A 21,220-nucleotide genomic window follows, 5' to 3' on the forward strand; every position below is an offset into this window, starting at 1 on the left:
CCTGAAGTACCAAGACTGTCTTTAAGAATGGGTGTAAGGGTTTATAAAACTTACAACATTACTATTTACTAGATTTTAACTAAGGTAAAGTTATGCAAAGCGATCGCAAAAAAAACTGCCCTAATTACTGGTGCATCGAGTGGGATTGGTTATGAATTTGTTAAATTATTTGCTCAAGACAAATACAATTTGGTATTAGTTGCCAGAAGTGAGCAAAAACTCCATCAAATTGCTGCTGAATTAAGAACTAACTTTAGGATTGATGTCAAAGTTATTGCTAAAGATTTGGCAAATCCTGCTGCGCCAGAAGAAATTTTTGTTGAGTTACAACAAGCATCAATTAAAGTAGATATTCTGATTAACAATGCAGGATTTGCCAGCTATGGTTTATTTAACGAAACAGATTTAACTGCGGAATTACAAATGCTGCAAGTTAATGTGATGTGTTTGACTCATTTAACCAAGCTGTTCCTCAAAGATATGGTGAAGCAAGGTTATGGCAAAATTTTGAACTTGGCTTCAACTGCGGCTTTTCAACCAGGCCCGTTAATGGCGGTTTATTATGCAAGTAAGGCTTATGTACTATCGTTTTCAGAAGCGATCGCTAATGAACTAGAAGGTACAGGTGTCTCTGTAACTGCACTTTGTCCAGGGCCAACAGAATCAGGTTTTCAAAAACGCGCCGCAATGGAAGATTCAAAACTTGTCAGTGGTCAAAAAATTATGGATGCGGAAACTGTCGCTAAAATCGGCTATGAAGCTTTGTTTGATAACAAAACTGTGGTTGTTCCTGGCTTGAAAAATAAACTACTCACTGAAACTGTGAGATTTACACCCAGAAAACTTGTGACAAAAATAGTTAGAAGTATGCAAGAAAGTAAATAAGACAAGGGGGACAAGGAAGACAAGGGAGATAAGAAAGCAGTATTTCTACCTTGTCTCCCCCCTCTCCCTTGCCTCCCCCATCTCAGCACTCAGCACTTTCAACTCAGAACTTTTCACGCATCAGGATTTACACTAATACACAACTAGCTAAGTACAATGTTAGGCTGAGGTATTCAAATCAACATTAATACCAACTGTGTAAATTTTGATGCCATGTCTAAATTAGTATCAACTTTGTTAATTGCCGCTACTTTACTATTAACCGCCAGCCATGACTCGAAAATTTCATTGGCTGGAACTTGCGCTTCTAACTGTGGTAAGGCTCCACTTCAATTTACACCAGGGCAGCGTGTCCGTGTGCAAGTCATTAACAGAACTCCACGTGTGTTGAAACTGCAAAAGCCTTCCATCACTGACCCCATTTCCCTCAATCCCGGACAGATTTTATATTTAGATCAGTTAGAAGGTACGGAACCAAACACATCTTTAATATTCTGGGATGAAACAGGCAGATCAATAGAAGCTAATCTTTCTCGACCGAATTTAGCTACCTTGCGCGTAGAATTGCGTCCAACTTGGCGCGTTCCTGGCGATCGCTCGGTGTACATTCAAGATGATGGTAGAATCAACGTGCTTTAAATGTGCGATCGCTACTTGCAACACCTCCAGCAAGGTTAACTATCAATTTTTGCGCCTTTACGCGAAACAAAAATCATCCCATTAATCAGCAACACCAGAAATTTCACCGCGATCGCATCTTTCAAAAGTCTCATTAGCAGTATTACTGAAGTTTTGACTTACCAATTTGAAACACCGAATTTTTACTTAAAAAATATTTCGTAAAATTAAGCATAAGTACGGTGGATAAATGCTGAGATACACAGCACAATAAGATTTATGAAGTTAAGGCAAAGAAGGGTATCAACAGAAACTTCTGATCAGGGAATCTACCTTTTCATGACCTTGAACTTGAGATTGCTTGCAGTAGTTGTTCTTCTCGCATTACTCTTTCCATCTTTGCGTTAGTCCAAGAAAATTCTATGCAAGAACTATTCACCACAATTTAGATATAACCTTTGAATAGCAATATTTCCATAACTCAATCTTCAGTCAAATAAAACGGGTTATAAGCTCTAGGTAAGAGCTAAAAGCGGAAATATATACACAAATGAAGTATTTTGTCGCATTTTGGCTAAAAATACTACATTATAAATATTAATAAATCTGTATCAAATGATTCTAATTTAGATTTAGTTAAGAGTTAAGATGGCCAAATTACATTAAATTGTGGTTAATCTACAAAAAAATTGTCACAACAATTAATTCATCCTGTTTTTCCAGCCTCGATTTTAAAACTTGATAATGGCCTAACATTTATCCATCAAGAGATTCCGACTACTCCCGTGGTTGTGGCGGATGTATGGGTGCGTGCTGGAGCAGCCAGAGAGCCAGAACAGTGGTTTGGGATGGCTCATTTTTTAGAACACATGATTTTTAAAGGCACAGCCACAATTGCCCCTGGAGCTTTTGATTATAAAATTGAAAACCGTGGTGGTGTGAGTAATGCAGCCACCAGCCACGACTATGCTCATTACTGCGTGACAACTGCTGCACCTTATTTAGAAGATACTTTGCCTTATCTGGCAGAACTACTAGTAAATGCGGCTATTCCTGAAGATGAATTTCTGCGCGAACGAGATGTAGTTCTAGAAGAAATTCGCTCTTGTTATGATGATCCCGAATGGCTAGGATTTCAGTCTTTGATCAAAAATGTTTATCCGCAGCATCCTTATGGACGTTCGGTGCTGGGTACAGAACAGGAATTGATGCAGCAGTCAGCCGATGATATGCGCTGTTTTCATCGCGCTCACTATCAGCCAGAAAATATGACTGTGGTAATTGTGGGTGGAATTGAACAAGCCAAAGCCTGGGAATTGGTAAATCAATCATTTGCTAATTTTGCCCCACCTATTGATTGTCCACCATCCATCACAGCCAAACAACCGTTAATTCAAGGTATACAGCGTCAAGAACTCTGTTTACCCAGGATAGAGCAAGGGCGGTTACTAATGGCTTGGACAGCACCGGGAGTTGATCAACTCCGCACTGCTTACGGCTTAGATGTGTTATCTGTATTCTTAACAGAGGGTCGAACTTCGCGCTTAGTGCGTGACTTGCGCGAAGAACAGCAATTAGTGTATGGAGTGTGCAGTAATTTTTCCTTACAAAAAGAATCGAGTTTATTTACCATCACTGCTTGGTTAGAGCCAGAAAACATTGAGAAAGTAGAGTACTTAATTCGCAATCATTTACATGATTTGCAAACTGAAGGAATTAGGGAACAAGAATTAGCGAGAATGCGTAGGTTGTTATGTAATGAGTATGCTTTTTCGACGGAAACGCCCAACCAATTAACAGGGCTGTATGGTTACTACAACACTATTGCTCAAGCGGAAGTAGCCACAACTTATCCACAGCAAGTCCAGTCATTTACTAGCCAAGAACTGCAACAATTAGCTAAACAGTATCTTTCACCGCAGAATTATGCAGTTACTATCCTGAAACCATGTTAGTCCAGATGTTTTTCTAGAAAAGACAAGGAAGCAGGAAGGCGGAAGCATACAAAATGACCATTGACTATTGACCATTGACCATTGACGATTAAAAAATGACTCCAACTGTAAAACCTTCCCTGTCTCATTCTTTGATTCATCGCACCGTACTCAACAATGGCATTGTTGTGTTAGTGGCAGAAAATCCGGCGGCGGATATTATTGCTGGGCGAATTTTTCTCCGGGCTGGTAGTTGTTACGAACAACGAGAACAAGCAGGTTTAGCACATTTGCTTTCGGCGGTGATGACCAAAGGCTGTGAAGGACTTTCTAGCTTAGAAATTGCCGAACAAGTAGAATCTGTAGGGGCTAGTTTGAGTGCAGATACCTCTACAGATTATTTTTTGTTGTCCTTGAAGACTGTTACCTCGGACTTTCCAGAGATATTGGCATTGACGGGACGAATTTTGAGATCGCCCACCTTCCCCGATGAACAAGTAGAATTAGAACGGCGATTAGCCTTACAAGATATTCGCTCTCAAAAAGAACAGCCTTTTACTTTGGCTTTTGAGCAAATGCGGCAAGCAATCTATCAAAATCATCCCTATGCGATGTCATTGCTAGGTGATGAAACTACCATGAGCCGCATTTCTCGCCAAGACTTGGTGCAGTATCATCAAGCTTATTTTCGTCCCGATAATTTGGTTGTGAGTATTGCTGGCAGAATTACCTTAACAGAAGCCATCGCCTTAGTAGAGCAAGTGTTTGGTGATTGGCAAATACCCCCACAACCACTACCAGTATTACACCTGCCCGAAATTCCTGTGAACCCCCAACGTCTACTCAAGCCGCTACAAACACAACAATCTATTGTGATGTTGGGTTATTTAGGCACAGCCGTCAATTCTCCAGATTACGCCCCACTGAAACTGCTGTCTACCTATTTGGGCAATGGCTTATCTAGTCGTTTATTTGTGGAATTACGCGAAAAACGTGGTCTTGCTTACGAAGTCTCTGCTTTTTATCCCACGCGCTTGTATCCTGGTTCGTTTGTTGTTTATATGGGTACAGCCCCAGAAAATACCACCATTGCCATTGAAGGACTGCGGGCAGAGGTAGATTTACTTTCGACAACAGAAGTTTCCGTCAACGCCTTTCAAGCTGCAAAAAATAAAATTCTCGGACAGTATGCTTTAGGTAAACAAACTAACGGACAAATTGCCCAAATTTACGGCTGGTATGAAATTTTAGGCTTAGGGATTAATTTTGATAGTCAATTTCAACAGCTTATTGCGGATGTGACTGTAGAAGATGCTCAAGCTGCTGCTAGTCGCCACTTACAAACCCCTTACTTATCTTTAGTTGGTCAGGAAGAGGCAATTAATTTGGCATTGAATTGATATGTGAATAACTAAAGACAAGAAAAAGGGGACAAGGGAGACAAAGTAGATAAGGGAAGTCAGGACTACTATACAGCAGTCCTGACTTCTCCAACCCTACAAATATGATGCTTTTGGGACAGGAAACAAGGAAAAGAAGATAACTAACAAAGTTGCAACCTTTGTAATATGCGGTTGTTTCTCGAAATTTGTACCTCATTTCCCTGCAATCGGCGGTATATAACAGTTCTAAATGAGATTCGCAAAATCTGTTCCCTGTTTGCCGTCCTCATTCAATAAGATTGTTATCTCTAGATATTACTCGTACCGCAGAGTACCATCAATGTTGGCAACATGAGAGTCAAGGTTAATTCTGGTGGGAACCCACTGTTGAGCGCGGGTTTTGCATTCAGCACTTAATTCATTTGAACTTACTAGTTTGGTGTTTCTGCAAGTCTCAAAAAAAGTTGCTGGGTTGCCACTTCAAACTACCATCAACATTTTCAACTACTGGGTTCAAATCAATAGAACTAGTTTTGTAAACGCCACCACTCGCTCTTTCGCAAGTAGAGGTTAGAACAGAACCTTGAATACCAGTGTTACGGCAAGTTAGACTAAACTGACCCAAAGCCAAAGCAGAATTTGTGGTCATAAAAGACACAACAAATGTAAACAGGACGGCAATACATAGTTTCAGAAGTGATTTCATTGTTTTCATCTCCAAGATAAAGAAAATCTATACAACGATAGACATTACAGCTATCGCTTCTATACAAACTCTATGCAAGTGAGTGGTTTGTACGGGGCTATTATCAAGCAATAATTTCTGAAGCGGCAAGAGTAGTGATATAAAACTTTATACTTGTATTCAGAGTATTTTCAGTAGACAGAGAAGTTTAGCGATCGCTCAAAAAAGAGTATCGCTTGTAGTTTGTAATACAAAGGTTAAGGTTCTAATATTGTCGCTGGTTGCGGCAATTCTATTAATTACAGGATTGTGTTAAAAATACTTTCACACGGTTTACAAAATCTTCTAGTTCTGAAACTAGTTCAGTGCTGCCGCGACGTTCTTGATAGATAGCCAGTTGTTCTAATTTTTCCGCCGCTAAGTACATAGATTTTGCGCCGATGTTGTTAGTAGTACCTTTAATTTGATGGGCTTGTTGTGCCATTTGTTGAAAGTCACTGTTAGCGATCGCGGCTTTGACGGACTCTAAACGAGAGTTCATATCTTCAACAAATATTTCCAACAATTGCAATTCAAATTCAGCATCATTTTCAGACAACTGATGTAAATGTTCCCAATCAATGAGTAATGTATTGACATCCCCGTCAGTGGCACACACCTGATAATCAGAGGTATTTTCGGTTTGGATAGTCATGAGAAACTGACTCCAATGTTCTAATACTGCTGCCAAATTTTCTCTGATTACAGGCTTACTTAAATAATCATCCATACCTGCATCAAGACATAATTGTTTATCTTCTTTCATAGCATTTGCCGTCATCGCAATAATGACTGGACGACGACGGTTAGCAAAATCACCTTCATACCAACGATGAATTTCTTTGGTCGTTTCCAAACCATCCAAAACTGGCATTTGGCAATCCATAAAAATTACATCATAAGGAATTTTTTCTAATAGTTGTAAAACTTCTTGACCATTGGCAGCAACATCGGCATTGTAACCCAGGCTTTTCAGTTGCTTGAGAGCAACTTTTTGATTGACTAAATTATCTTCAGCCACGAGAATTCTTAATTTAGAAGAACCAGTAGCCAGATGAGAGTGACTATTTTGTAAATTGTTCATTTCTAACTCCTGAATACTTGCTAGATGCTGTTGTGGTAGGGAACCTAAAATAGTAATGAGAGTATCAAGGAGCCGAGATGGCTTCACTGGTTTGACTAAATAGGCTGCAAATCCCATTTGTAGCGATCGCTGCATTTCATCCCGTTGATTGGTAGATATCAGCATGATTAAAGGTATCGCCGCAATTGCAGACTTAGCCTTGATCATTTCTGCCACAGCCATCCCATTGATTTGGGACAACATATCAATTAAGACTACATCATAAGGTTTTCTTTGTTTCTCAGCCGCTTCCATAGCACTGAAAACAGCCTCTGCACTATCAGCTTTGTCTACCTGCATTCCCCAGTGGGTGGCTTGATAATCGATAATTTGATGATTAGTCTTGTTGTCATCTACCAAAAGCATCCGGCGATCGCGCAAAATTCCGCGATCGTCCATCATGGTGACTGGTTGCAGTTGCTTGACAAAAGGAATCTCAAACCAAAATTTTGAACCTTTACCTAACTGACTTTCTACACCAATTTCTCCTCCCATTAAAGTCACAAGTTGCTTGCAAATCGCTAATCCTAAACCAGTACCACCATACTTATATTTATTAGCAGTATGCACTTGGGTAAATGGGGTAAATAATTGGTTTTGGTTTTCTATCGTCATACCCAAACCAGTATCTATCACGGCAAAATAGATATTAGCTGTTGTGTTATTTTCCCAACGCAATTCGGCTTTAATCAGTACTTCTCCCACACTAGTAAATTTGACGGCATTACTAATCAAGTTCATCAAAATTTGTCGCAGACGACTAGCATCTCCTTGGAGTTGCGTCGGCACATTGCGGTAAATTAAAGCAGCAATTTCTAAATTTTTTTTGATGAGCTTGCGGTGCTAATAAATCCAAGACTTCTTCTACACAATTGGCCAAATCAAAATTGAGGGTTTCTAAGGTCATTTCTCCTGCCTCAAGTTTTGATAAATCCAAAATCTCGTTAATCAGACTTAACAGCGCATCACCACTAATCCGAATTGTTTCGATGAAATCTCGCTGTTCTTGGTTTAAGGGAGTTTCTAACATTAAACTAGTCATACCCAATACAGCATTCATGGGAGTACGAATTTCATGACTCATATTCGCCAAAAATGCACTTTTGGCTTGAGAAGCTAATTCTGCTTGACGACGAGCTACTTCTAATTCTTCTCGTTGTTGGGTTTCTACCTTGAGTAATTGGGCTTGGGCAATGGCAATACCAACTTGATCAGCAATTTGCCGTAGAAGATGAGTTTCAAAACTTGACCATTGGTGAGGAGAAACACATTGGTGAACAATTAATAAACCGCAGAGTTCCTCTTTAAGCAGAATCGGGATGACTAAATTGGCTTTTACCCCAAGCTGTTGCAATAGTTCAAGATGACTTTGTTGAATGCTCAGTAAATCGAATTCGGCATTGATGGCGATTTGCTTTTTGCGATATTGTTGTAAATAGTATTGTTGTTGATATTCTGTTTGTAAGTACGAGTCAGCAATATTTTGTTCTTTAATTGATGGCCAGCCAGAAACTACAGCCTCAACTAACATATTGTCTGAGCCATCACTAGACATCTGCGAAATTAATACTCGGTCAGTTTGCAGAATTTTTTGGACTTCTTTGACGGTGATTTCCAAAATATCTGCTATTTCTAAAGATTGACGAATTTTGAGAGTAATTTCTGTCAATAATTGCGATCGCAAGTTTTGCCGTTGTAGTTCTTCTTCTGCTTTTTTGCGTTGAATAAACTGCCCGACTTGTTCGCCAATCGAATTGAGAATTTTACCTAACTCTTGGTCATATTGCTGAATTTGCTGGCTGAAACAAGTAATTACCCCAAATATTTTTTGTTCACTGCGAATGGGGAAACCAAAAGCGCCATGTAATCCTATATGGTTTGCTAGTTGATGACGCAAAAACTTGGGGTTATTGGCAACATTAGTAAACCACACCAGTTCACAATTAGCCCAAGCACAACCAGGTAATCCTATCCCTGGTGCAAATGTGATTTCCCCACTCACAGTTGTAAACTCTTGCATATCCAAAGAGTCACGATGCCAAGAGTCAGAACATTTGAGTACATTTGCTTGTTGATCAAGCATCCAAATTTCACTTACATCCCATTCCAAGTTTTCACAAATAGCTTGCAAAATCTGGGGAATGGTTTCGGCGATCGTTGTAGACTCTGCTAAAACACGGGTAATTGCATATTGTGTCTTCAGTTGCTTTTGGGCGCGTTTGCTATCAGTGATATCAATACCTGTACTGATGACATATTCCACTCCACCTTCGTAGTTTTGCAAAATAGCGTTTGACCAGGCAATTAGTCGCCGACTGCCATCTTTTGTTAACCAATAACTTTCATAGTTTTGATAGCTTTGATAATTACTTGTTTGCAACTGAGCAAAAACAACTTTGACTGGCTCAATTTCTTCAGGCAACAAAAACAAATTCCAGAAATATCTCCCCCTGACTTCATCAAATGAGTAACCTGTAATTTGCTCACAAGCATGGTTAAAGCGGACAATTTGCCCTTGAGCATCAAGTACAATCACCAAGGCACTGGCTGTATCTAAGATTGCGGAGATAAAGTTGCGTTCTTCGTTGAGTGTATCTTCTGTTAACTTTCGTGCTGTGAATTCACAATAAATTAGGTAGTAAACCACAGCTAAAATCACAAAGCTCAGACAAATAGCAAAAGCCAGAATTAAAATTGTGTAGTCAGTGCTAACCTTTGCCGTTTGTGACTGCTCTTTTAATAATTGCTTCTCTTCGTTTTCTAGAGCATAAATAATTTGGCGAATATCAACCATTAAATTGTTTTTTCGATCTGCCAACATTGCTGGCAATGCCACATTAGAGCCTTTGCTTTGGCGCAAAGCAATAGTTTGTCTAAGGACAGTTATTTTGGTGGTGATTAGTTTTTCCAGGATGATTAATTGCTGTTTTTGATGTGGCTTCTCTGCTGTAAATTGTTGCAAATTTACGATTTGTTTATTAATATTTGTTAGTGCTGCTTGATATGTGGCTAAATCAGCATTATCTCCTGTAAGAATATATGCTCGTTGCCCAGCCTCAGCATCTTTGACATCAGAAAGCAGTGTTTCTAGATGGGTAATTTGTTTTTGAGTTTTTTGAATTTGATAGTTGGTGTTAATAAATATTTTGGTATTTTTATAAGAAATTAAGCCGATTAAAACTAAAATTACTGAAGCTAAACCAAAACCGCCAGCAACTCTTTTAAAAAAATCTTTATGTACTTTTTGTTTGTGTTTGCGTTCATTTGCAATGCTGGCTAAATTTGCTAAATTCCGCCGCATTTCCATCTGTTTGATGACTTGTCGTCCCAGAATGCGTAATGCTTCGATTTGTTGTGGAGAGAGATTACGAGGTACACGGTCAATAACACAAAGTGTACCCAACCCATAACCTTCAGGGTTAATCAATGGCACACCAGCATAAAATCGAATGTGAGGATCAGAAGTAACTAAGGGGTTTTTCGCAAAGCGTTCGTCATTTGTGGCATCAGGGACAATAAAAACATCAGACCCTAAGATAGAATACCCACAAAATGCGATATCTCTAGGTGTTTCTGCCTCATTCAAACCAACTTTTGCCTTAAACCACTGACGATTTTGATCAATTAAGCTAATTAAGGCAATTGGCGTTCCGCAAATATAAGAAGCTAAATTAGTCAAGTCATCAAATGCTGCTTCCGAGGGAGTATTGAGGATTTTATACTCTAAAAGCGCCTCTATTCTTTGTGCTTCGTTATCGGGTAATGGTGCTTTCATCCTATTTGATTTATAAACTTGCTCGTATACCTAAAAAACAGGTAATTAGTTTGTGAGGATTAGTCAGTTGGAAATATGGTAGATGACAGAGTTAAAAGTATTTTGCTGTCGTTGACATTTACAGATTTCCTAAACAACTTAGCTAATGCTATACGTGACTTTTTAGTTAAGGAAGATATTATGATTAAATATTCTTAATAAAACTTACTAATTAATAAACAGTAACGATTGTCTGCGGTTGATTCATAAGTTAATTTATCGGCGATCGCCGACATAATTTTTAAGCCACGCCCTCGCTCTTGATCATTATCTTCAAATTCAGCAACTTGTTGTAATTGCTTTTCTAAATCAAAAGCTTTTCCTTGTGATAATATGCGGATATCTATTTGTTGATTTGATAACAAAACTTCTATCTCAATTGGAGTTTCTTTGGGTAGATTTTTGTGGGCATGTTCTACGATGTTGGCAAACCCTTCTATTAAAAGGGTTTGACATTGCCACCAAATTTCTTGATTAATATTTGGTATTTGATGAACTTGTTCAAACCAAGACAAAATTTCAGATGAGGCGTTCAAATCCGTGTTTACTTTTAAAAAAAAATTTATTATCCACTTTGAGTCTATTAAAAGTTTAACTTACATCATACGCGCAATTTAATTTATTTAATTTGAGTATTTTCACTATACATTAACAATTCAAATATGGTTACTTTAAAATGAAGAAAATACTTAATCATATTTTATTGAGTTAGCTGTAGTATATGGTCAAAATTTTAGTTATTGATGATGACCCAATTGTGCAGGCGGTACTGAAAAGAACACTCCAGAATCAGGGTTATGAGATTACTGTGGCTAAAAACGGTAAAGAAGGTATTATCCAAGCGCAGCTACTGCATCCAGCTTTGATTATTTGTGATTGGGTAATGTCACATTTAGATGGATTGGAGGTATGTAGACAAATTAAAGCTGATCCAGAATTAGCGACAACTTTTTTTTATTTTGCTGACTGCGAAGGGTGCAGCTAGAGGAGAAGAAGAAGATAGAGTCAGAGGGCTAGATGCGGGCGCTGATGAATTTATCTCTAAACCCATTGAGATGAATGAGTTAAAAGCGCGAGTCCGGGCTGGGTTGAGGTTACATCAATTAAATCAAGATTTGCAAAGTCAAAAACAAACTCTAGAAATCCTCAACCAAACTTTGCAAACTCAAAAGCAAATTATGGAAACAGAATTAGCGGAGGCGGCCGATTATGTGCGATCGCTCTTACCACCACCACTGACAGGAGTAGTCACCACAGAAACCCTGTTTATTCCTTCTGCACAGTTAGGGGGTGATTGCTTCGACTATTACTGGCTGGATGATGATCATCTCGTAATTTATCTGTTAGATGTATCGGGACATGGTGTAGGTTCGGCGCTGCTTTCGGTATCGGTGCTAAATATGTTGCGATCGCAATCTTTAGCTAACACTAATTTTTGTCAACCGAGTGAAGTTCTTAAAGCACTCAATCATAACTTTCAAATGAGTAACCACGGTGCTAAATATTTTACTATTTGGTATGGAGTGTATGACCGCATTAAACAGCAACTTGTCTATGCTAACGCAGGTCATCCACCAGCCATACTCATATCAGGTCAATCTCCGAATAATTTCCAAGTTCAAAAACTAGCATCTTTAGATTTACCCATAGGTTTTTTACCAGAGGTTGACTTTGCAGAGGCTGTTTTTGACATTAGCGAAAACAGCACTCTTTATATATTTAGTGATGGAGTTTATGAAGTTAATCAACCCAATGGTAAGCAATTGGGTCTTGATGCTTTTATTAAAATACTAATCAAAGATAACCAAGTAAAGAATCGTACTCTCCATAATTTATTACTAAAAATCATGACTTTAAATATTCAACAATCCCCAGAAGACGATTTATCTTTGCTGAAAGTTTCTTTTGGTAGTGCTGCCTAAATCGAATTTTTTACTTTTTTAATATGTTACATAACAGTTATAAAGCTGTATCTCGTATAGTACTGCTAAACTGGGGAATGTCCCCAAGAGCCATTAACTATGCTCAAGCGATCTAAGTTCGAGACAACCCAAACTCAAATCATGCACCGCGCCGAGGATTTAATTAGTGCAGCCTCGAATCGCTACCGCATCACGGTTCAGGTGGCAAATCGTGCCAAGCGGCGGCGTTATGAAGATTTTGAAAGTTCTGAAGATGTGATGATGAAACCCGTGCTAAGGGCAATCATCGAAATGTCTGATGAACTGACTCAGCCAGAAATTATTGGTGAAATGTAAAATCAGTCCAGAATTACAACCTAACGACTAAAGTCGCACGCCAGATGATACTCTGCGAGAAGCCGCGCAGAGCGCATCTACAAGTCGGCAAAGCCGACGACAGTCGCCTCAAGTCGAGCCAGCGCGTTGCGGTGAGCAGTCCGTTGGGCTGCTTTGCCGACTTGAAGGAACTGTGAACCCAAAGGGAGGTTCCCTCCGTTGTAGCGACTGGCTCGGATACATGAACAAAACCCGCCTAGGCGGGTTTTAACATATTTTGTTGCTTTTCTAAGCTATCTCCCTTGTCCTTCTTGTCCGCCTTGTCTCTGGATAATGGGATATATTCTTAATTGGAAGTCCCTGATTGTACAAGAAGAATAATTCTGCGTTGCTCAATTATCCCGTTGATGGTTGTGAAGTTGAATTCAGCATTAATTATGGTGTTGGTTGTGGGTGGGCTTGTTGTGAGTTTCGGCACAAGTCAACTGCACCGCTCTAGTTTTATCGGCATTCGGCCTGCTCTAGCTCAAAGAATTAGTCCTTCTGATGTTTGGCAGTTAGTATATCAGCAATTACCAGACCTGCCGAAAGAAAACCAGTACGTCAACAAAGAAACTGGCAGAGTGGCGGAAAATAATACTTTGGCTAATCGTCTGATACGCTATCACGTTTACGTCAAAGAGCGATCGCCAATTTATCGTTTGGACTGGAAGCTAACAATAGCTGATTACCTAGGAGCCAATGAAATTATGTATGACACTACCTATCCAGGTAATGATATATTACGCCAGAATCCCATAGAGGGCGATCGCGCTGCCGTTTCTCGCCTGAGTCGCCGTCAACGAGATGCTTTAGTCCAAACATTAGTCAATATTTTTAACCCCAACGAGCAGAAAACTCGCAAAGAACCGCGTCCTAGCACTTCCACCACTCCCCAAACACCCCAAACAGGTGGTGCTGAACTCTTGAAGTGATATGAGAAGGCAGGAGGCAGGAGCCAAGAGGTTCATTAACCTCTCTTAAACATAGTTTTATTTTTTCCACTGACTTACTGAAATACTTGTAGAGACGTTGTATACAACGTTTCTACCTACAACAACCGATAAATTGTATCTTCATCAAGAAGCGGGATTACAAAAAAAATCGATACGAAATATTTCCGTTTTCGTCGACTTCAAAAGAAGCATTGAGTTCCTTTGATTTTTCATCTAAATATTGTTTAGCTTTTGGAATTGATATTTCACCCTTTTTCGCAAGTTGTAATAACGTAATTCTGCCAGAATTTTGCTCAAGTAATTCTAAAAAAACTAAATTCAGCTGCTTCTGCTCTGATGCAACTAATAATGCTTGTTCTTTCTGCTTTTGCTGTACTAAAGACCAACTCAAATAGCCTCCTAGAATTGTTGATGGAATCGTCAAAATAACTAAAGCCGCAACAGCATCGTTTTTACTTTGAGATGGAGTTTTAGGATTGAGAATATCGAGAATTGCTAAAGTCGAAAATGGAATACCAAATAATAAAAAACATACTGCTAAAATCTGCTTAATTAATTTCATATACTTTTATAATTACTAATAAGTAGTGAATTTCTAATAATAGTCTTATTATATACGGCTTTCAATCCAGTAGTGAGAGAGCGATCGCCGCTAAAATCTCATGTAAGACAAAACAAGATAGAATCTAAAATCTCAAATCCAAAATTTAAAATTTGCAGATGGAACGTCTCATTAAAAGCGGTGTGGGTTGGCGTATTGGTTGGAACCCTAATGCACTGGAATTTAAAGGGTTAGTTGGTACAGATGATTGGGCTATTGAGTTAACAGAAGCTGAATTAAATGAATTTTGCCGTTTGTTAGCACAGTTAGCAGAAACCATGAAACAACTCACCGCAGAATTAATGGATGAAGAAAAGATTGCTTGTGAGGCCGAAAGCAATTTATTATGGATGGAAGTAGAAGGTTATCCCCATGAATACAGTCTGCGCTTCATCCTCAATACCGGACGCTGTGCAGAAGGTAAATGGAATGCTTCTGCTATACCTGGTCTGTTGCAAGCTGCTGGGATGTTAAAAGTTTTTTAAACTTAACCCTTGATTCTTCGGAAGCGTTGCGATATAATGATAATTCTGACCGGGGCGTAGCGCAGCTTGGTAGCGCGCCACTTTGGGGTAGTGGAGGTCGTGGGTTCGAATCCCGCCGCTCCGATTGATAAAATCCCTAGCCTGCTAATCTTGATGTAAGATTAGCAGGTTTTTTCACAGAATTGAGGATCATATTGTGTCCTGAAGGCGACAAAGGCGCAAGCTGATGAATGTAGCTTTTTGACAATCTTGCTGAAAGTCGAAATTAATCGCAGATAAACGCGGATAGATTTCTGTGATTGCACCAAATTTTGCTGTGTCAATCCACTACGAGACTAAAAAGACTGCAACAATATCGATTTAATTATACAACTGCGTCAGCGAAATGTTGTGATGCGGTAATTTTTGGGCATCATAATGCCAAGTTTCAGCAATTTAGGAGTTGCTCAAGTATTTGTTTTGTAACTTTTTTTTGTATTAAATTGCAGCCATTACAAATGAGCAATATATTTAAACATTACGTTTTTGGATTTCGGGATAGTTTTCACAAGGGCTGGATTGGGAATTACCAATATATTCAATGGCAATTAGTTTTAATATTGAGCTTTTGGAATTTATATGGAGGAAATTCTCAAGCGGCTCAAGTGCATCAAAATTGGAGTTCATTACCAATATTATTAAGCAACACAAAATCAATTGATTTTGTGCTTTTCCAGGAGCAAGAAATCCAGGAAATTAAACTTATTGAACAATTAAATCAAGCACCAATTTTGATTGCTGCACCAGAAAATTTTAATCCTGGGTTGCGAGTACCACCACAATTACCCAAACCACCAGTTATAAAACCACCAGAAAAACCTAGTCCACCTCCAGCATCAAAGCCGAGGAACCCAATTAAGCCTTTAATTTTAGAAGGTATTCAAACTAATTTTCGCAATGATACAGATAACTTCGGTCAACATAATTTGTTTATCGAACCGACTTTGCAGTGGCGATCGCCTAATGGGAATAAAATATTTTTGACTACTGGATTTGATTTGTTTGAACAACGGAGTGTAGAATCAGTTACCAATATTCCTGTAAAACTTGGCTGGCAAGGAAAAATCGGCGAAGCAACTTTACACACCACAGCCGGAGTTGATTTTTTTGACCGCTTACCCACTGCAATAAATTTCAATGCCAAAGTTGAACTCCCAATTGTGCCGCCTCAAGTTTCTTCTTCTGGAAAATTACTGTCAGGTGTCATAATATCAGCCAATGTAGACCACAGTCCTTATAAATTTAATGCTCAAACTTTAGAAAATCAAATTACGGCTTGGCGGTTTGGCCCTGATTTATATTGGCAAATTGATAGATACACAAGTTTGTTTTCTTCTTTACGCTTGGGTAACTACAGTGATGGAAATTTTGAAATTCAATCATTTAGCAGATTAGAACGCAAGTTTGGACAATTTTCGGTAGCGGCTAACTTGTTCAACTGGAGTTACAGCAGCAACGCAGAAAGCACAAGCGGCTATTTTTCTCCACCAGATTTTTTGGTATACAACGCTGAAGTAGCGTGGGAAGACAATATTGCTGATTTTTTGCGTTGTCGGCTGTTTGCAACTTTAGGACAGCAACGGCTGAATGGTGAATTTGATAATGCTTCTGGTTACGGTAGTCGCTGTACAGTCAAGTTTTCACCCGCCCTAGAAGCTGATTTGAACTATAGCTTTAGTAATGTTCGCAATCAAAACAGGGGGGGAAGCGACTATGGTAGTAACTCTCTCACAGGACAATTACGTATCAAATTTTAATAACTAACTGTTAGTCACAACAAATGTTACTTATGTCACCAAGCTGGGAAAAATAAGCTTGTTATCAAGATAACTAAAACAATGACTTACATCATAAGGCTTTTACTAACATGAGTTCTGATTTTCAACCACCACCTAAAGGCTTGTCCATACTCAGTTCTGTGGGCGGGGTGGTGACAGCGGTAATTGCGATCGCAGGGTTAAATTTTTGGTCTGGTCGTCTTTCCCAAAATACACAAACACCAGAAGTATCAGCCTCTCAAACTGCTACTCCCACAGATCAGATAGACACACAAGCACAAAAAATCGCCAAACTTGATGCTAACTCTGTCGTTTTACCAGGAACACCAATCGCCGCCAGTGAACTGTCCAGTAAAACACCTTACATTGCGCCAGGAGTAGGCAAACTCGACACAGCAGATATGGAGGCGGCGCGTTTAGCTTGGTCATATTTTCAAAAAAACTGGAACGAGAAAACAGGCTTAGTTAATTCTGTTGATGGTTTTGCATCTGTAACTATTTGGGATCAAGCAGCTGCGATCGCAGCTTTGGTTAGCGCCAAAGAACTCAATATTATTACTAACGCAGAATTTGAAACGAAGATGACCAAAATGTTGCAGACTTTAGCATCTTTACCTTTATATAAAGGTGAACTGCCGAACAAAGTCTACAACGCTCAAACTCTCATACCTGTTAATTACGGTCAACTAGATAAACGGGAAGAAATTGGTTGGTCAGCGATTGATTTGGGAAGAATGGCAATTTGGCTGAAGATTGTGGAAGCCAAGTATCCCAAAATGCGATCACCTGTGCAAGCTGTTTGGCAACATTGGCAAGTCAAGCGCCTCACCAAAAATGGTCAAATGTATGGTACTGCTGTTGTTGAAACTAAAGAGCAGTATAACCAAGAAGGTCGCTTGGGCTATGAAAATTATGCTGCTTATGGTTTGAAACTCTGGGGTTTAGATGTCAAGCAAGCCTTAGATTATCAATCGAATACTGCTTTTGTGAATCTTTACGGTCAAGGCATTCCTTATGACCGTCGGGATGCGAAAAACTCTGGCGGAAATAACTACGTCCTCAGCGAACCCTACATTCTAGACGGTATAGAAACCGGATTCCAAGCACTGCCAAAAGCTTATGCCGAAAGAATATTAGCTGCTCAAGAAGCGCGTTATCAAGCCACACAAGAATTAACCGCCTTAACAGAAGATAACTTAGATCGTCCACCGTATTTTGTTTACAACAGCTTGTTTGTCAACGGTCAACCTTGGGCGACAATTACCGATACTCAAGCACAACATAATAATTTACGTTTTCTCAGTGCTAAAGCTGCGATCGGCTGGTACGTACTTTATCAAACTGATTACACCCGTTCTCTCACTGATACCGTCTTCTCTCAACTCAAGTCCGAAAAAGGTTGGTACAACGGCTTATACGAATCTCTGCGTCAACCAAATAAATCTCTGACTGCTAACAATAATGGGGTGATTTTAGAAAGTTTTCTTTATAAACAAGTTGGTCAACCTCTGATTATTTGGGCAGGAGTCAAGTAAGCAGGTCAGCGTAAATAATTATTGTGGGAATAAGGCAGGGGGCGGGGAGCAGGGAGTAGGGAGAGAAAGAGTTTCATCCTTATTTACTTTTCTGCACATAGCTTGGTTTTATTACACCGACTTACTTAAACAATTGCTAATTATTAATACTTGGAATTCGTGCCATTACAAATTTTTTAAAATCTTATGCGTCAGTACTTTTCACAAAAATTGTGGAGATGGATTGCATTGTTCCTAATTGGAACATTCCTGCAATTTTTGGTTTACATCCCCACACCAGTTTTATCGCAAAATGCTAATAGCTGTGGCAATATTACTGCGCCGCTGACAGCCGAAGAACAAACTTATGCCCGTTCGGCTTGGCAGTATTTTGTCAAAAACTATCAACCAGCAACAGGATTTACCAATTCTGTGGGGGGTTATCCTTCAGGAACCCTGTGGGATATGGGGAATTATTTAATGGCCTTGAATGCAGCGCGATGGCTGAATCTAACCGACCAAGCAGATTTTGATGCTCGTCTAAATAAGTTTTTAACAGGTATAAGCAATATCAAGTTATTTGAAGATGCCTTACCCAATAAAGTCTATAACACGGCTACCGGGCAGATGGTTGATTACGGTAACAATCCCATTGAACGGGGTATTGGCTGGTCTGCTTTAGATATCGGTCGGATTTTAGCGGCGTTTGATGTGATTCGCACTTGTCATCCCCAATATAATGATTGGCTCAAAGGCATTGTAGCCAAGTGGCAAGTAGCGCGATCGCTCAAAGATGGACAACTTTATGGGGCGACTGTTCTCCCAGATAACAAAACATTATTAGTTCAAGAAGGGCGACTAGGCTACGAAGAATATGGTGCTAGAGGTTATCAACTCTGGGGTTTTTCTGCACCAAAAGCGATCGCCTTGGAACCCTATAAGATGGTTGAAATTAACGGTATACAAATACCTGTTGACACCCGCGATTTTCAAAGTACTAACGCCAATAATTACATTGTTAGTGAGTCTTATATTTTAGATGGCATTGAATTTGGCTTACAAGGTGAATTAGCCGATTTTGCGGCTAGAGTTCTCGAAGTGCAGAAGCGACGTTATGAAGCGACAGGTCAATTAACAGCCGTCACTGAAGATAACATCGACCAAGCACCTTATTTTCTCTACAACACTGTTTACGCTAACGGGCAGAGTTGGGCAACAATTACCGATACAAACCAACCTTATCCCCAGTTTCGCAGCCTGAGTACCAAAGCGGCTTTTGGTTGGCGTTATCTCTACCCAGATAATGCTTACGCCCAAAAGCTGTTTGATGCAGTCAAGGATCTGCGTAGCCCTGATGACAGTGGTTATTATGCGGGTATTTATGAGGAAACGAAACAGCCAAATAAAGCCTTAACTGGGAATACCAACGGGCTAATTTTAGAGATTTTGTACTACAAAGCCAGAGGGAATCGTTCTTTAATTACTAGTTCTGTAAATACACCAGCCAAAGCGCACAGTAACAATACTTCTGCGGTAACTCCCACACCCATAAATCCTCCACAAACATCTGGGAATAATCCTAATGTTGGGGAGGTGAAAGTCACACCCAATCCCCCAGCCAAGAATCCCCAAGTTGAGGAGGTGGCGATTACACCCATTCCCCCAGTTGATAGCCCAAATTCATCATCTCAGTTGAAATTAACTCGACCTTTGACAGTGGTGGAACGGCGTTATGCAGAAGCGGCATGGAGATATTTTCAAGCTAATTATCATGCCAAGAATGGCTTAGTTGACGATCGCAGCGACTTTAAAGGTGCAACACTGTGGGGATTAGGCGATTATCTCGCCGCACTGCACGCCGCGCGATCGCTGGATGTAATTTCTGCTAAAGAATTTGACCAGCGCACCCGCCATTTATTAGCAGCGTTAGGAAAATTACAGTTATTTGCTGGTGAATTACCGAATCGGGGTTATGATACGCGATCGCTCCAACCAATAGACTACGGCGGCAACCCAGTCACAGAGGGCAATGGTTGGTCAGCTTTGGATATTGGCAGACTGTTAGCTGGGTTGTATAACTTAAAAAGCTACCATCCAGAATATACCAAAGCTGTTGATCAAATTGTCTTGGATTGGTCATACCTGCGGGTAGTCCGGGATGGGGCGCTTTCCAGTGCGACAGTGATTAAAAATCCCCAAGGGCGATATCTGACTCGCGTCAACCTGGATACTCGTTTGGGTTATGAAGAATATGCAGCGCGGGCTTTTCAATTGTGGGGATTTGATGTCCCAGGTTCGGCTGTAAGTGGGAAATATCAAACAACTGTAGTAGAAGGAGTGAAAATACCGACTGAGCGCCAACGTCCAGATACTAACTCCAAAGTCAATCAGTATACCGTCAGCAATCCTTTTATTCTTTATGGATTAGAGTTTGGTTTAGATCCGAAAATGCGATCGCTCTTTGAACCAATTTTCCAAGCCCAAGTCGAACGTTACCGTCGCACCGGGACTCTGACAACCGCCTCGACAACCCTAATTGACCGCAAGCCTTACACAGTCCACAGCGCCATTACCGCCCAGGGTAAACCTTGGGAAGCTGTCAGCGATGATGGCCAAATTGTATCCCAAGGACGAATGGTTAGTACTGCTGTGGCTTTTGGATATGCTGCTTTGTTACCAGACAATCAATACAGCCAAAAATTACTGCAAGGTACAACTGACTTATATAACCCACTCACAGGTTTTTACGAAGGCTTTTATGAATCCACAGGTAAAACAGCAGTTGGCTTCACCAGCAGCACCAACAGTATGATTTTGCAATCTTTGTTGTATACACTCACCAACCACAAACCCTTAATTTGTACCCGTACTTCCTTAAATTCTCCCTGGTGGAAAGCGATCGCCCAAGGAGATTCCGGCCGTGGCCTTCCTATAATTCCTCAGCCAAAAATTAAATTTATTTCTGATAGGGATGGCAATTATTGGGCATCTCTTCAAGAACATGAAAGCAAGGCAAAATAATTGAATCAAATCATTGGGAATTGTAGATTTCAGATAAATTCCACGGATAAATCTGGAGGCTGACTGCATA

Annotated in this window: 13 protein-coding genes, 1 tRNA gene and 3 pseudogenes; 12 read left to right on the forward strand and 5 right to left on the reverse strand. The window is 39.9% G+C overall.

What is annotated here, in order from left to right:
• Positions 1 to 102 precede the first annotated feature (102 nt).
• The 4 genes from ACX27_RS13915 (at position 103) to ACX27_RS13930 (ending at position 4,837) form a co-directional block, all read left to right on the forward strand.
• A complete protein-coding gene (locus tag ACX27_RS13915; RefSeq protein ID WP_062293381.1) occupies positions 103 to 885 on the forward strand; it encodes an SDR family NAD(P)-dependent oxidoreductase in 783 nt (260 codons plus the stop codon).
• A 213-nt stretch (positions 886 to 1,098) separates the two neighbouring features.
• The gene (locus ACX27_RS13920; RefSeq protein ID WP_062293383.1) at positions 1,099 to 1,524 is read left to right on the forward strand and encodes a hypothetical protein; all 426 of its coding nucleotides are present in this window, start codon (positions 1,099 to 1,101) and stop codon (positions 1,522 to 1,524) included.
• A gap of 668 nt (positions 1,525 to 2,192) precedes the next feature.
• On the forward strand, positions 2,193 to 3,458 hold the full coding sequence (locus ACX27_RS13925) for a M16 family metallopeptidase (protein ID WP_062293386.1): 1,266 nt from the start codon (positions 2,193 to 2,195) through the stop codon (positions 3,456 to 3,458).
• A gap of 95 nt (positions 3,459 to 3,553) precedes the next feature.
• Positions 3,554 to 4,837, forward strand: coding sequence for a M16 family metallopeptidase (locus ACX27_RS13930; protein ID WP_062293389.1), 1,284 nt, complete (start codon positions 3,554 to 3,556; stop codon positions 4,835 to 4,837).
• Positions 4,838 to 5,134: 297 nt separating this feature from the next.
• Here ACX27_RS13930 and ACX27_RS35725 read toward each other — a convergent pair.
• From ACX27_RS35725 to ACX27_RS13945, 4 genes and pseudogenes are all read right to left on the reverse strand, one after another.
• Positions 5,135 to 5,221, reverse strand: a pseudogene (locus tag ACX27_RS35725) (mannose-binding lectin); the annotation flags it as partial.
• Positions 5,222 to 5,273: 52 nt separating this feature from the next.
• On the reverse strand, positions 5,274 to 5,468 hold the full coding sequence (locus tag ACX27_RS13935) for a CVNH domain-containing protein (protein ID WP_158507380.1): 195 nt from the start codon (positions 5,466 to 5,468) through the stop codon (positions 5,274 to 5,276).
• A gap of 331 nt (positions 5,469 to 5,799) precedes the next feature.
• A pseudogene (locus tag ACX27_RS13940) lies at positions 5,800 to 10,441 on the reverse strand (GAF domain-containing protein).
• Positions 10,442 to 10,635: 194 nt separating this feature from the next.
• Positions 10,636 to 11,016, reverse strand: a complete 381-nt coding sequence (locus tag ACX27_RS13945) for an ATP-binding protein (RefSeq protein WP_235526634.1) — start codon at positions 11,014 to 11,016, stop codon at positions 10,636 to 10,638.
• 185 nt (positions 11,017 to 11,201) lie between these two features.
• Between ACX27_RS13945 and ACX27_RS13950 the strand changes: the two are divergent.
• The 3 genes and pseudogenes from ACX27_RS13950 to ACX27_RS13960 all read left to right on the forward strand — a co-directional run bounded on the left by ACX27_RS13950 (position 11,202) and on the right by ACX27_RS13960 (position 13,691).
• A pseudogene (locus ACX27_RS13950) lies at positions 11,202 to 12,402 on the forward strand (SpoIIE family protein phosphatase).
• Positions 12,403 to 12,501: 99 nt separating this feature from the next.
• Positions 12,502 to 12,738, forward strand: a complete 237-nt coding sequence (locus tag ACX27_RS13955; RefSeq protein WP_062293399.1) for a DNA-directed RNA polymerase subunit omega — start codon at positions 12,502 to 12,504, stop codon at positions 12,736 to 12,738.
• Positions 12,739 to 13,124: 386 nt separating this feature from the next.
• Positions 13,125 to 13,691, forward strand: a complete 567-nt coding sequence (locus ACX27_RS13960) for a hypothetical protein (RefSeq protein ID WP_200929945.1) — start codon at positions 13,125 to 13,127, stop codon at positions 13,689 to 13,691.
• Positions 13,692 to 13,848: 157 nt separating this feature from the next.
• Here ACX27_RS13960 and ACX27_RS13965 read toward each other — a convergent pair whose 3' ends face one another.
• Positions 13,849 to 14,274, reverse strand: coding sequence for a hypothetical protein (locus ACX27_RS13965; protein WP_062293402.1), 426 nt, complete (start codon positions 14,272 to 14,274; stop codon positions 13,849 to 13,851).
• A gap of 158 nt (positions 14,275 to 14,432) precedes the next feature.
• Here ACX27_RS13965 and ACX27_RS13970 point away from each other — a divergent pair, with 158 nt between their 5' ends.
• From ACX27_RS13970 to ACX27_RS13990, 5 genes are all read left to right on the forward strand, one after another.
• On the forward strand, positions 14,433 to 14,798 hold the full coding sequence (locus ACX27_RS13970; RefSeq protein ID WP_062293405.1) for a DUF1818 family protein: 366 nt from the start codon (positions 14,433 to 14,435) through the stop codon (positions 14,796 to 14,798).
• 50 nt (positions 14,799 to 14,848) lie between these two features.
• Positions 14,849 to 14,922 (forward strand) — tRNA-Pro (locus ACX27_RS13975).
• Positions 14,923 to 15,295: 373 nt separating this feature from the next.
• Entirely contained in the window at positions 15,296 to 16,594 is a 1,299-nt protein-coding gene (locus tag ACX27_RS13980) for a hypothetical protein (protein WP_062293408.1), read from the forward strand.
• Positions 16,595 to 16,704: 110 nt separating this feature from the next.
• A complete protein-coding gene (locus ACX27_RS13985) occupies positions 16,705 to 18,150 on the forward strand; it encodes a DUF3131 domain-containing protein (RefSeq protein WP_200929946.1) in 1,446 nt (481 codons plus the stop codon).
• Positions 18,151 to 18,336: 186 nt separating this feature from the next.
• Entirely contained in the window at positions 18,337 to 21,150 is a 2,814-nt protein-coding gene (locus ACX27_RS13990) for a DUF3131 domain-containing protein (RefSeq protein WP_062293411.1), read from the forward strand.
• The last annotated feature ends 70 nt before the right edge of the window (positions 21,151 to 21,220 follow it).

This window comes from Nostoc piscinale CENA21 (assembly GCF_001298445.1).
Lineage (GTDB): Bacteria > Cyanobacteriota > Cyanobacteriia > Cyanobacteriales > Nostocaceae > Nostoc_B > Nostoc_B piscinale_A.